The following is a 13451-nucleotide window of genomic DNA, read 5'->3' as shown; positions in this document are numbered from 1 at the left end:
GACAGGGGAGCTTGATCCTATCGATTGCAAAGGCCGTCTAGCCGTAGTGACGACAAGAAGTTTGGAACAGGAGGGAACGTTTTGAAAATAGTCGGAAAGATTCATCCGGTTGCCATCCTGGCGCTATGCATGCTGGTTGCGTGGACGGTACTCCCGCTGCCGCAAGCCATGGGCGCCGGCGCGAGAACCGCTTCGCTCACGAGCGGCGAAGGACATAGGAGAGACATGGTGCGCGTAAGCCTCAGCATCAGCGACGTCAAGGATATCGCGGGGATCGAAACCACGATTGCCTACGATGCGACCCGGCTGACGACGGCGAGCGAGAGCATCAACCGCGCAGCGATTTTGAAGGATTTCCTCTCGGATCGAAACGTACTCGCGGACGCGGCTTCATTGAAATTTTCCGCGGCCAGCAGCGGGAAGATCGCGCAAACGGGCGACGCCGTGCTGCTCACCGTGGATTTCGTCATCAAGGCCGACGCCCCGCCGGGCAAGGCATTCGTCAACCTGTCGCACCTCCTTGTGACCGACGGCGACGGCAGCCTGGAGACCGTCCCGGCGGACGGCGGCATCACGGTGCTGGATTCCGCCGGCAGCGGGACGGGATCTGGCGGAGGCTCCGGCACGACGCCGGTCACGACGAGCGAGGACATCGCCGCCGTCGTCGATACGGGCGACGGCACGAACGTGTCCGCGGTTACGATTCGCCGTACGACGAGCGCCGACGGCACCAAGAAGGACGCGGTCGCCTTTACGCTGGATCGAGCCGAAGAAACCGTGACCAAGGCCAAGGCTTCCGGGAAATCCGCCGCGCGGATCGTCATTCCGGACGCGAAGGATGAAGTATCCCAGCTGGATCTGATCATCCCGAAAGCGGCTGCGGACGAGCTGGCACGCGGCGGGTTGAGCCTTGAGATCGATACGGTTAACGGCAAGCTCGTCATTCCGAGCGACGCGTTCAAGGATGTCGCGGAGGACCTGTATTTCCGCTTCGTTCCGATCAGGAACGAAGCGCAGCGCGCCGAGGTCGCGGAACGGGCGGCAGGCGCCCAAATTGTCAAAGCAGCCGCGGCCGGCAACGCGATCAAGCTCGTTGCCCGCCCGTTGACCATCGAGACGAATCTGGCGAATAGGGCCGTCAGCATCGTGCTGCCGCTGCCGAATGCCGATCTCCCGACCGACGCGCTGGCGCGCGAGGATTACCTGGCGAACCTGGCCGTCTTCGTCGAGCACGGCGACGGCGACCTGGAGCTGGCCAAGCCCCAGGTCGTCGCGTACAAGGACGGTCAATCAGGGCTGCGATTCGAGGTTACCAAATTCAGTACCTTCTCGATTCTGGACATTGGGGCGAGCGGAGCCGCGCATCGTCATGATGCTTATATGCAGGGCTACCCCGATGGCAATTTTATGCCGGACAAGGCCATCAGCCGGGCGGAAATGGCCGTTATTCTCTCCCGCGTCGGAGCCGGCGCGCCGGTTGCGGACGGCCCGGAGCTTGCATTCGCAGACGTGGCTTCCGGCCACTGGGCAGCGACGGCCATCCGGTATGCCAGCGCCAACGGTCTGATGACCGGGTTCCCGGACGGAACCTTCAAGCCCGAGCAATTGATGACCCGCGCGGAGATGGCAGCCGTCGCAAGCCACTGGCTGGACCTGAAAGGCGAGGAAACCTCGACCTTCCGGGATACCGCCGGCCACTGGGCACGGCAGGATATCGCGCTCGTGCGGCAGGCGGGAATCATCAACGGATTCCCGGACGGGAATTTCAAGCCCGAGCAATCGCTGACCCGCGCCGAGACGGTAGCCATGATCAACCGCATCCTCAAGCGCGACTCGCAGGGCTGGACAACCTCGAGCTGGAAGGATGTGCCGACGACGCACTGGGCGTTCCAGGATATCGAGGAAGCTTCCGTATCGCATACGTTCATGACGGACGGGAAAGGGTCCGAGGTCATTACGCAACCTTGAATGGAATAAGAATCGGAATCGGTTGCGCGTAAAATCCCGTAAGCAGTAGCTTACCAAGCAACTACATGCACAAAGACGCCTCCACCCCGCATAAGCAGCGGGGCAGGAAGCGTCTTTTTGATTCCGTGAAGCCGGTATCTTATTTCTCCTTCAGGCCTTTCAGCAGCGATTGCCCTTCAATGTCGAGCTGCGGCAGCGCGCGGTCCAGCCATTTGGGAAGATACCACGCGGACCTGCCGAGCAGCGCCATCGCGGCCGGCACGAGCGTCATGCGCACGACGAAAGCGTCGACCACCACGCCGAAGGCCAGGGCGAGGCCCATCGCTTTGGTGATCGGGTCTTCCGTGAAGATGAAGCTCGCGAAGACGGCGGTCATGATCAGGCCTGCCGCGGTGATGACCCGGCCGCTATGGCCGAGTCCCGAGACGACGGACTCCTTGGCTTGTCCGGTATGCATGTAATCCTCGCGGATCCGGCTGACGAGGAAGACCTCGTAATCCATCGCAAGCCCGAACAATACCCCCGTCACGAGAACCGGCAGGAAGCTGAGGATCGGCGAAGCCTGCGACAGGCCGAGGAGATGCAGGAAATGTCCGTCCTGGAAAATAAAGACGACTACCCCGAGCGACGAGGCCAAGCTGAGCAGAAACCCGATGATCGATTTGAGCGGCACGAGCAAGGAACGGAAGACGACGGCGAGCAGGACGAGCGCCAAGCCCACGATGACCAGCGCGAATATCGGCAGGGCGCCGTTGAGCTTGTCCGACACGTCGATATTCACTGCGGTGACGCCCGTTATCAGCAGCTTGACTTCTTCTTGCTTCTGCAGCTCGTCCGTACCGTTGCGGATATAATTGACCAGGTCCTTCGTTTCCGCGGTATTCGGGCCCGTCTTCGGAATCACGCTGACGAGCGCGATCTTTTTGGACGGACTCCAGTTCGGCGGCGAGACATACGCGACGTCCGGTGCGGCGGACAGCGCTTTGATTACGTTTTGCGCCGCCGCTTGAGGTTCTTGCTTGCCCACTTCGTCGATGACGACGAGCAGCGGTCCGTTGAATCCCGGGCCAAATCCCTTGGAGAGCAAATCATAGCCCTTATGCTCGGTGGATTCCTTGGCCTTCGCCCCGTTATCCGGCAGACCGAGCCGCATATGCAGGGCCGGCAGGCTGATGATCACCAGCGCGACGATGCCGACGAGGAGAATGATGACGGGATATCGCGTCACGAACCGTCCCCAGCGAAGCGAGAGGGTGTGCTTGTTCGTCTCGGTCGGCGGCGTTCGAAACGCTCTGGATTTCTTGGCGGGGCTGATGCGATGGCCGGCCATGCCGATAAAAGCCGGGATCAAATTAATGGCGATCAGCACGGCGATCAACACGGTAAACGAAGCCGCCAGACCCATGATCGTAAGGAACGGAACGCCGGTGACGGACAAGCCGGCCAGCGCGATAATGACCGTAAGGCCGGCGAAGACGACCGCGCTTCCCGCCGTTGCGACGGAGCGGCCGATCGATTCCTCGAGCTCCATCCCGTCGGCAAGCTGCTGGCGATGCCGCGATACGATGAACAAGGCGTAGTCGATTCCGACCGCGAGTCCGAGCATGATCGCCAATATGGTGGCGGTAGAGGTCATCGGCACGAATCTGGACACGAAAAAGACGCACATGATGCCGATTCCGACGCCGACGATGGCAGTCAGGATCGGCAGTCCGGCCGCCAGCAGCGAGGCGAACGTGAACGCGAGAATCGCGAACGCGACGAATACGCCGATCGCCTCGGGCACGGGACTGGTCTCGAAGTCCGTCAGCTGCACGGAGCCTCCGAACTCGGTCTGAACGCCGGCATCGCGAGCCGCTTGCGCGCTCTCGACGACGTGCGCCTTGGATTCTTTCGTGACTTTCTGCGCGTCGGCTTGATAGATGACGTCCGCATAGCCGATCGTCCCGTCTTGACTGATCGTTTTCGTGGAGAAGGGATCGACGACGGCGAGGACCGCCTTGTCTGCGGCCGCCTCCTTAAGCGTTGCTTGAATCGCTTGCTGCACTTCGGGCGTCTGCAAGGTTTTCCCTTCCGGCGCGGCGAAGATCAATCGTACGCTCCCGCCGTTCGCGCTGGGAAATTCCTTGCTCAACAAATCGATGGCAACCTGCGCTTTCGTCCCCGGAATCGAGAATTCGCTGCTTGTTGCCCCTTTAAAGGCAAGACCGATGACAACGGCCGCGATCAAGATGACGATCCATCCGATCACGACCCCGCGACGACTGCGGTAAGACCACTTTCCTAAGCGATAAAGATACCTGGCCATGCGCTGCTCCTTTGAACTTCGAGATGGATTAACGAACACAAGGCCGCGTGGCCTTATATGCTTCATTATACGCGAATTGTTGCCGCAAACCGAATCAGCGCGCGGGCGCGTCGTTTCCTGTGCTTCGAATTTTATAAACAAGTGGATTATGGAGACTTTCAATTGCTCTGCGCCCATGATTTCCGGAAAACGGGAGATACGCCTGCGGCGCTGGATGGAGAGATGGACTATCATTTAGAGACCTGAAAGAGTAGTAGTAAAAACTTGTAGTTGGACTAAAACGGAGTAGTTGGCTGACGGCAACTGCTCCGTTTTTGTTTATCTCGAGGGGTGGATAAGTTCCAATTATGTTAATATGAGGTTAATTTAAATTTCTTATCATAATTGTAAGCGTTGGCTTCGTTTTGCTAATTAGGGATCGGAGATGAAATTATGCAAGAGATGAAAGATAGAAAGTTTCAGTTCTGGTTTTACCGGGTGAATCATGGTGAACTCCTTATTCGAAGTCCAAGAAACAAAGAAAACATGAAGAATGTTGATATCGTGTTTTTTAATATTAGATACGTTGAATTACCACGTTTTCTTAATGAGATTATGCTTGATAAAGCAACAGACGAAGAGTTCCTTTACTTAAAGAACAGACTAGATTTTTCTTTTATAGAGACAGAAGTAACAGTAATTGTCTCAAGAGGTATACGATATTTCATTGTAGCCACCTCTTCAAAAATAATTGAGAACGGATTAGATATATTTGAACTTCCTTTTGAAAAGTTAGGATTATTAATGGAGTAACTTACAGGAAAGAGATTTGGATACTGGCGAACGTACATGAGAATCCAACGAAAGTTGGATTATGATTAATCCTAGCTAACGGGCAGGTGAATAGTTTGAATAATAACAATCATGACCATAGGCTCTGTGGTGCAGTAGCAGAAGGGGATGTCCGGTACGTGAAAATATTACTGTCAAACGGACTTAACCCTAATTTCGTTTGTGAAAACAGTAAATACTCTTTATTAAATATAGCTGTGGAAAATGAAGAGTTGGAAATCATTGAACTGTTGCTTCATAGTGGAGCAGATATTAATTTTAGAAGCTATGCTGGGTGGACGCCTCTGCATGTAGCTGTAGATAATTCCATTGATGGGACAATTCAAACAGATGGCAGCCTAGGTGACGAACCAACGGATATAATTCAGTATCTGTTGAAACATGGCGCAGATAAAAATATCTTAGAATGTAACGGTAAAACCCCATTGGATATTGCAAAAGATTGTCAATCACAAAAAATAATTAAATTTTAAACGAAAAACTAAACGCTCAATCATTTACATTCAAAATTAAAAACAATTAAATCGAGGTGAGGTTATAGTGAGTTTAGATGAGGATATAACGATTTGTAATTATAATTCGGAGTGGTCTAATTGGTATGCGGATGAAGCCTCTTTGTTGCTTTCGGTTTTTGGTCCTGATGTTTTCATTGAACACTTTGGCAGCACATCTGTCCCTGGTTTAGCTGCAAAGCCAATAGTAGACATACTCGTTGGCATTTCTAATTTCCCGCACATCCCCACATCACAATCCGAACAACTTGCAAAATTGTGCTATGAGTGTCTCGGGACAGCAGGCGTTCCAGACCGAATATATCTACGCAAGCGCGGCGTGCGCTCATTTAACTTAGCGATCACGCAATTTAAATCGGACTTGTGGAATGACAATCTGATTTTCAGGGATTACTTGCGGGAAAATCCTATTGAAGCTAGTCATTATGCCGAACGCAAGTTAAGCGCTTACGAAAAAGGTTTTCGTACATTGTTGGCCTATTCAGATTACAAATCAGCATTCATTTTGAAACTTCTTAATCGTGCAAAGGACACGACCGGCAATTAAAGCGATTACGTCGTGTAATCTCTTGCGTCGGTCAGTGTGCATGTGATAAAGTAAATCTCAAGAAAATATTGGAAACATTAATGAACGGGACAGTACGCGATGCCGCGCAGTCCAAGCGAGCCGGGTTGGTGAAAGCCGGTACGCGCGGATCGGGGAAACGGACCCGGGAAATGATTGGCCGAACCGCGCGTCGCCGGACGACGCAGTAGGCCCATCCGGTCACTGACCGTTATCAGCAACGAGTGACCGGGCAATTTGTCCGGTACTTAGAGTGGCACCACGGGAAGCTGCAGGCTCTCGTCTCTTTGGAGACGGGGGTCTTTTTTGTATTCTCGGGTACGAGTAAACGAACATGGACCATGAAAGGAAGGATGAGCCTTATGCAAACGTATAAGAACAAGATCGCCGTCAAACTTTCCGCGTTGTTGCCCCAGGTGAAAGAGACAGAAATACTCGCACTGATGGAATATCCAAGCAACAAGGAGCAGGGCGATCTATCGCTGCCTTGTTTTAAATTAAGCCGTCAACTCCGCCGGGCGCCTCAGGTGATCGCCGAGGACCTGAAACAGCGTTTCCACCTTGCAGGCGTCGGAAGAGTCGAAGCCGTGTCCGGCTATCTTAATTTCCATTTGGATATCGCGCATGTCGCCGCAACGGTCATCGGTGAAATTATAGCGCAGGGCGACAGATACGGTACGCGCCCCATAGGCAACGGGAAAACCGTACTCATCGATTTCTCCTCGCCTAATATCGCCAAACCATTCCATATCGCCCATCTGAGATCCACGGTAATTGGGAACGCGCTGTATCGGATTCATGAATTTATGGGGTATGCCTGCGTCGGCATCAATCATCTCGGCGATTGGGGGACTCAATTCGGCAAGCTTATCGTCGCTTATCGATTGTGGGGGAATGAGCAGACGGTGGAGGAGGGCGGAATCGACGAGCTTTTCCGTCTGTACGTTCGGTTTCACGAAGAAGCCGATCTTGACCCTTCGCTGAATGATGAAGCCCGCGCCTGGTTCGCCAAGATGGAGCAGGGCGACTTGGAAGCTTTGGCGCTGTGGCAGTCGTTCGTTGACATCAGTTTGCAGGCGTTTAAGCGCATCTATGACTTATTGGGCATTTCTTTCGATTCCTATGCAGGTGAAAGTTTCTACAACGATAAGATGGCTGCCGTCGTAGACGAACTGAAGGCGAAAGGGCTCCTCGAAGAAGACAACGGTGCATCGCTTGTCAGGCTGGAAGAATTCGGTATGGCGCCAGCGCTTATCCTGAAGCAGGACGGCAGCTCGTTGTACCATACGCGGGATATCGCCGCAGCTTTTTACAGGAAACGCACATATGATTTCGCAAAAGCGATTTACGTGACGGATTATGCGCAAAATTTGCATTTTCAACAGTGGTTTAAAGTTATCGAACTGATGGGCTATACATGGGCTGCGGATTTGGTCCATGTCGCCTTCGGCCGCGTCAGCCTGGAAGGAATGAGCCTTTCGACGCGAAAAGGCAACATCGTGAAACTGGAGGATGTACTGAATCAGGCTATCGAGAAAACGAAAGCCATCATGGTACAGCGGAATCCTGACCTTGCACAGCTTGATGAAACCGCGAGACAGGTCGGCGTCGGTGCCGTTGTCTTCAGTGATTTGAGCGCGAACCGCATCAAAGATATCGCGTTCTCTTGGGATGACATGCTCAACTTCGAAGGTGAAACCGGACCGTACATGCAATACGCATATGCCCGCGCGTCCAGCATTCTGGCGAAAGCTGACGGAGCAAAGAAGAATTCGTGGATGGGGACGATGAATAGAGGTGATTTGGCGGAACCCGCGTCAACGATGCAAGTAAATGAGTATGCCAATCACCTCGCTGACAACGCTTCACACGCACTCTTGATCGAACTCTCGCTGTTCAGCGAACGTATCGAGCTTGCGATGAACAAGCTGGAACCGTCAATCGTGACCCGTTATCTCCTCGACGTTGCACAAGCGTTCAACCGGTTCTATCACGATTGTCCGATCCTTTCCGATAAGGTGACCGCAGCGCAGCGCGAAGCCCGCCTTGCTTTGGTGCACTGCGTCCGTATCGTGCTTAAGAGAGGCTTATATCTGATCGGTATCGAGGCGCCGGAGCAAATGTAGCGCACTATAGCCAGCTACAAGTAAGGAGTAATACAGCAGCGGCAGCCTAGGAGTTTCTCGTCCCAGGCTGCTGCTGTTCCACCTTTAATTTCAGGTCATCGCTTATTTTCCGGAGCGCGCTGCGATTCGACAAACCGCGCGGATCCCATCCATCCGGCGAATGCTCCTGAAGCGGCGAGTACCCCCAAGATAACGAAAGCCGCGCCCAGGATTTGAATGACGGATACGGGAGTCCCGGTAAAGAATGACACCAGCATGGTCACGACAGGGACAAGATTGAAAAATAGCGAGGTTTTGCTGGCTCCGATTTCTTTGATGCCTTTGTTCCACCACAGATAGCCGAATACGCTGGTGAACAAGCCCATAAATACGATTGCTCCCCAAGCCAAGACCGGAATGCTCGGCAGAGCGACAGGGTTGGGAGCGAAAAGAGAGACGGCCGTTAAACCGATTGCCCCCACGACCATGGTATACGCGGTTGTAGACAATGGACTTCCATCCGGTATGAACCGTCGTCCGCATATCCCGTAAAAGGTCCAACACAGGTTTCCGCCAAAGACGAGGACATCCCCGATGGAAAACGATGCCAGGCTATCGCTTGAACCGTGGATAACGACGATGAATACGCCGATTAAACCCAGTCCGATACCGGCTGCTTGCGGTTTGGTTATGCGATCCTTTAAGAGCAAACGAGCCATAACCGTGGTCAGTAAAGGGTTCAGCGCCATGATCAACGCCCCGTTTACGGATGACGTAGACTGGAGACCCGCAAAGAATAACGTACTGAACCCCAAAATGCCTACCAGGCCTAGCGCGATATACCAGATGGCGCTGCGCTTGATTCGATCGCGCTGAATCCCTTCCGTCACTGCTAATATAATCAGCAGGACTGCCGCAGCCAACCCAAAACGCCATGCCGCGGCAGCGAATGGAGAAAAGTAACCGACGGTATATTTCGCCAGATTAAAAGAAGCTCCCGTGAAGACAGCAAAACCGGTCAACCTCGCGTATGTTTGTAGCTGATCCTTGCCTCTTCGCATCTTTTCTCCCTTTTCCCCGACTTACCGTTGCGTGAAGATTTGGAACGTAACCCCGAATTTATCGGTAACCATGCCGTAGGCCGGACTAAAATGGACTTTCTGCAGCGGCATGCCGACTTGACCGTCTTGCTTCAATGCGTCGAAGAATCGTACCGAATGTTCAATCGTGGGCGTCGTGATGCAAATTTGAACGCGATTGCCAAGCCGATTGGCTTGACCGGGAAAACAATCGGCCACGAACAGATCCGCATCGCCGATTTTAAGCACGGCATGCGCCAAGCGAGCTTTGGCTTCTTCCGGCAAAGGATGATCCGGGTTTTCCGGACCCTCGCCGAACGTTTGCCTGAAGACGACGTTTGCGTCTAATGCGCCTTCGTAAAACCCGATCGCCTCCTGCGCGTTTCCGTCGAGCATGATAAAGGGGGTCACTTGCCAGGTCATGATGCAGCATCTCCTTCAATTTTTATTAGCCGCCAGCCGAGCCGGGTTCGGCCGGGCTTGATTCCATTATTCATCGCAATAGTGACAGGTATTGTCATAAATACAAAATAAAAAAGACCGCTCCCCCGGTAGAATACCGAGAAGCAGCCGCTGCGTATAAACGCTATTGTTGTCGACATGGCGGCGGAATGACCGACAGCCGGGCCCGCTCCATGAGCGGGTCTTTCTTGATGAAGAGCCCATATGCAGGCGCTGTAATGGGGGAGGCGTTATCGGCCGCCGCGCGGCTTTGCAGTCGATTCCCGGATGATTAATTTCGGCGGGAAGAACAGTTTTCGCGAATCCTGCTCCGGGTTCTCCATGATGGAGACGAGCAGCTTCGCGGCTTCCTTGCCAAGCACGTTCTCCTCCTGGCTGATGTATGTCGGCCTTACGCTATAAAATTCGGAGAGCTCGAAATCATCGAAGAAAATAAGGGACAGGTCTTCCGGCACGCGAATGCCCATCTCCGAAGCGACTTTTACGACCTGCAGACCTAAGCCCGGGTTAATGGCGAAAATCGCCGTCAACTCGGGATTCTGCCGCAGAAAGTCGCGGATTTTCTCCTTGATGGGCTTAGGCTCGCCGAGCTCGATATCGACATACCGGTAGCGGCGGTCGATCGGGATGCCGTGCTCCGCCAGCGCTTTCTCATAGCCGGCCAAGCGGTCCTCTATGCTGCTGGTGTCGGTAACGACCGTGGACAGAAACCCGATATGGCGGTGCCCGAGAGCGATCAGATGGTTGACGCCTTCCCGGGCGCCTCCGAGGTTATCCGGACAAACGCAATTCGTGTCGATTCCGCGCAAATAGCGATCCATGACGACAAGCGGGAACGAATCGAGCGTAAGCTGAAGAATTTCGCGGTTATACGACTCGCCGTCGACAGGATAGACGATCATGCCCGCCACATCGCGTTCGACCATTTCCCGGATGACGCGCCGCTCTTTCTCGATCGAGTTCTCGGTGTTGCAGAAGAGCAGCGAATAGCCGGCTTCCGAGAGAATGCTCTCGACGCCATTGAGCAGCAGGGCGTTATGCTGGTTGTTGATGAAAGGGAGCAGCAGGGCGACGGACTTGGTTTTCCGCGGAGGTGCGGGGGGGACCGCTGGTCCCGTTTGAGGCGCGGATACATAAGAGCCTTTTCCTTGGCGGCGGTAAATGATGCCTTGCTCGACCAGATCGGACAATGCCTTCTTGACGGTAATCCGGCTGACGGAGAATTGCTTGGTCAGCTCGTTTTCCGATGGCAGCTTGTCATGGGGCTTCCAATGTTCGAGCTCGATCTCCGACAGGAGATGACGTTTGATTTGCTCATAGAGGGAGAGATTCTGAACGTTTTTGGCCATCTTTGCAACCCCATGTCTTCATTATTCTTGTTATCTAACATCTTATGGAGCGCTCTGAGAAATGTAAAGGTAAACCTGGAGGCGCAGCCGGAACCGGCGCAGATCGCCAGAAAATGGTGCATTTGATACGAAAACGCGCAAAAAGGACGGGTTTTCTGCTTAAATGCCGTCAAAATGAATGGAAATCGTCATTTACAACCTTTACCTCCGATGCTATTATTCATGCCAAGTACATAATAAGTTCCGGAATTGAATAATACAGGTATAGAACAAGCGTGACGACACACGGAACGCCCTGCCTCTCCGCCCGGTTTCGCATCCTGATCTTACGTTGATTCCATTCCGCCTTGTAAGCGCAAACATCGCGCTATCTCTCTGGAAGCGATAGAGAGGCCAGCCGACGCATTCATCCATGAAAGCGCATACCCGAACCTGTTGAAACATTCCGCAATCCGGAATCTTTCATAAATCGAACCGATTTCGAATAAGGGGGGCTATCGTTCGTCGAATTGGGAAGCGCTGCGGCTTGGCGGGACGGTACGTGCGCATTCGCTTCAAGCCGGCCGCGATTAGAAAGATCGTTGAACTCAAGCGAAGGAGGATGAACATGGAGCAAAACAAGGCGGGAAAGAAACGATTGAGGATGGTCGGATTGTTTTCTCTCGTTGCGGTCATGTTGCTTAGTCTAATCGTCGGTTGCAGTACGAACAACAACTCAGGATCATCGGCAGAGGGCGACACAAACGGGGGAACGACGGACGAGAACGCCGGAACGAGCGAAGGCGATACGGGACCGCTTAAATTCAGCTATTCCAGACCTACCTGGGGACCTGCCACGTACACCAAGGGCGGCGCATACGAGAAGGAATTATTCAAACAGGGCAATGTGGACATCGATGTCCGGATCATTCCGGTCGTCGATTATGACGCCACCATCAAGACGACGGCGGCAGGCGGCAATATGCCGGACGTCATCTGGGGCTGGGGACCGGTCGATCCGTTCTGGAAGGATCTGCAGGATCAAGGCGCTTTCCTCAAGATCAACGAATACCTGGACCAATACCCGGCCGTAAAAGACGCGGTGCCGGCAGGGATCTGGGACAAGATGGCCGACGATAAAGGCGACATCTACTTTTTTCCGAATCTGATTTATCCGGTCGTGCCGTTCTTTATCAATTACCGTGCCGACATCTTCGAAGAGCTCGGCATCGCCGAACCGACCTCGATCGCGGAGCTTGTAGACGCCTTGGAGAAGATCAAGGCCAGCGGCAAGGACATCGTGCCGATGACGCACGGCAATACGGTTCCTTTCTGGGCGGCGAAGGATCTGGGTACGTCGTTCGGAACCGGCTCCGGATGGGCGCCTTCCAAATCGGATCCGAATACGATCGTGCCCCCGGAAATGCAGGATGAGCATATCGACTTCAAATTCTGGCTGCAGGACTTGAAGAAGCGCGGACTGTTCGATGAAGAAGCGGGCGTAAATCCCGATCTTGCGTTCGGAGAGACCAAATTCAAAGCCGGCCGCGCCGCCGTCATTCTTGGCGGGAATCTGCAATCCCTTTACCCCGAGCTGAGGAAGAACGTGCCGACCGCCGACATCAAGACCATGTCTCCGCTGACCGGTCCTGAAGGCCAGAAGGGCGGCACCCGCGTCGTGTTCCCGCAGGACAGAGGCTTCTATGTCAACGCGAAGGCAAAGGATAAAGCCGCTCAATTCTTCAAGTTCCTGAACTGGACGTTAACCGAGGGCACCGAACTAAGAAGATACGGCATCGAAGGCAAGACGTATACGGTGGACCCGGAAGGAAGAAAGGTGCCGATTCCGGACGATGAACGGGAAGAGGACTATAAAGGCGCACAGATCGAGCCGCTCAAATTCGTCGATCCGATGAGCGAGAAGCTGGACTGGGACGCGCAGAAGCTGAATTTCATCGGGGCGGGGATCGAAGACAAATTCGAGTATTACAAGAGCATGTTCGAGAAATACGCCGCAACGCCGTTTAACGATTACAAGGACCCGACCGTGACCTCTCCGACCCAAGCGGAAATGGGGGCGCAGCTCTGGGAGGATTACATGGCGAAGGTGGACGGAAGCGTGCTGACGGACATGAAGCTCACGAAAGAAGCTTATAAAGCCGCCTATCAAAAATACTTGGATGCGGGCGGACAGAAGATTATCGACGAGGTCAACGAGATGCAGAAGGATAAATCGGAGCCTAACTATGTCGATTAATTAGCCGGCTTCCGGAATAGGGCGGTCACCGCGACG

The 13451-nt window shown here is 53.8% G+C and carries 11 protein-coding genes and 1 other annotated feature; of the genes, 7 read left to right on the top strand and 4 right to left on the bottom strand.

Annotated elements, in window-relative coordinates; all coding sequences use genetic code 11:
• The first annotated feature begins 81 nt into the window (after nucleotides 1-81).
• A complete protein-coding gene (locus AC50YL_RS22510) occupies nucleotides 82-1968 on the top strand; it encodes an S-layer homology domain-containing protein (protein WP_494834871.1) in 1887 nt (628 codons plus the stop codon).
• Nucleotides 1969-2107: 139 nt separating this feature from the next.
• Here the strand turns inward: AC50YL_RS22510 and AC50YL_RS22505 are convergent, their stop codons facing one another.
• The gene (locus AC50YL_RS22505) at nucleotides 2108-4276 is read right to left on the bottom strand and encodes an MMPL family transporter (RefSeq protein WP_494834870.1); all 2169 of its coding nucleotides are present in this window, start codon (nucleotides 4274-4276) and stop codon (nucleotides 2108-2110) included.
• 27 nt (nucleotides 4277-4303) lie between these two features.
• On the opposite strand from AC50YL_RS22505, the gene AC50YL_RS22500 reads away from it, so the two are divergent.
• The 5 genes from AC50YL_RS22500 (at nucleotide 4304) to argS (ending at nucleotide 8310) form a co-directional block, all read left to right on the top strand.
• Complete coding sequence (locus AC50YL_RS22500; protein ID WP_494835282.1) at nucleotides 4304-4522, top strand: DUF3238 domain-containing protein; 219 nt, start codon at nucleotides 4304-4306, stop codon at nucleotides 4520-4522.
• Nucleotides 4523-4708: 186 nt separating this feature from the next.
• Complete coding sequence (locus AC50YL_RS22495) at nucleotides 4709-5068, top strand: hypothetical protein (RefSeq protein WP_494834869.1); 360 nt, start codon at nucleotides 4709-4711, stop codon at nucleotides 5066-5068.
• A gap of 86 nt (nucleotides 5069-5154) precedes the next feature.
• Complete coding sequence (locus AC50YL_RS22490) at nucleotides 5155-5580, top strand: ankyrin repeat domain-containing protein (RefSeq protein ID WP_494834868.1); 426 nt, start codon at nucleotides 5155-5157, stop codon at nucleotides 5578-5580.
• A 67-nt stretch (nucleotides 5581-5647) separates the two neighbouring features.
• Nucleotides 5648-6166, top strand: coding sequence for a GrpB family protein (locus AC50YL_RS22485; protein WP_494834867.1), 519 nt, complete (start codon nucleotides 5648-5650; stop codon nucleotides 6164-6166).
• A 71-nt stretch (nucleotides 6167-6237) separates the two neighbouring features.
• Nucleotides 6238-6474 (top strand) — a binding site (T-box leader).
• Nucleotides 6475-6546: 72 nt separating this feature from the next.
• The gene (argS, locus tag AC50YL_RS22480) at nucleotides 6547-8310 is read left to right on the top strand and encodes an arginine--tRNA ligase (RefSeq protein WP_494834865.1); all 1764 of its coding nucleotides are present in this window, start codon (nucleotides 6547-6549) and stop codon (nucleotides 8308-8310) included.
• A 95-nt stretch (nucleotides 8311-8405) separates the two neighbouring features.
• On the opposite strand, the gene AC50YL_RS22475 is transcribed toward argS, so the two are convergent.
• The 3 genes from AC50YL_RS22475 to AC50YL_RS22465 form a co-directional block, all read right to left on the bottom strand.
• A complete protein-coding gene (locus tag AC50YL_RS22475; protein WP_494834863.1) occupies nucleotides 8406-9350 on the bottom strand; it encodes a DMT family transporter in 945 nt (314 codons plus the stop codon).
• 21 nt (nucleotides 9351-9371) lie between these two features.
• On the bottom strand, nucleotides 9372-9791 hold the full coding sequence (locus AC50YL_RS22470; protein ID WP_494834861.1) for a VOC family protein: 420 nt from the start codon (nucleotides 9789-9791) through the stop codon (nucleotides 9372-9374).
• 269 nt (nucleotides 9792-10060) lie between these two features.
• Nucleotides 10061-11179, bottom strand: a complete 1119-nt coding sequence (locus AC50YL_RS22465; protein WP_494834859.1) for a GntR family transcriptional regulator — start codon at nucleotides 11177-11179, stop codon at nucleotides 10061-10063.
• A gap of 607 nt (nucleotides 11180-11786) precedes the next feature.
• Between AC50YL_RS22465 and AC50YL_RS22460 the strand changes: the two genes are divergently transcribed.
• The gene (locus AC50YL_RS22460) at nucleotides 11787-13415 is read left to right on the top strand and encodes a type 2 periplasmic-binding domain-containing protein (protein WP_494834858.1); all 1629 of its coding nucleotides are present in this window, start codon (nucleotides 11787-11789) and stop codon (nucleotides 13413-13415) included.
• The last annotated feature ends 36 nt before the right edge of the window (nucleotides 13416-13451 follow it).

This window comes from Paenibacillus sp. J22P277 (genome assembly GCF_059383675.1).
The sequence above is the reverse complement of the archived record's forward strand: the minus strand, read 5'-3'. Positions and strand labels throughout refer to the sequence as shown.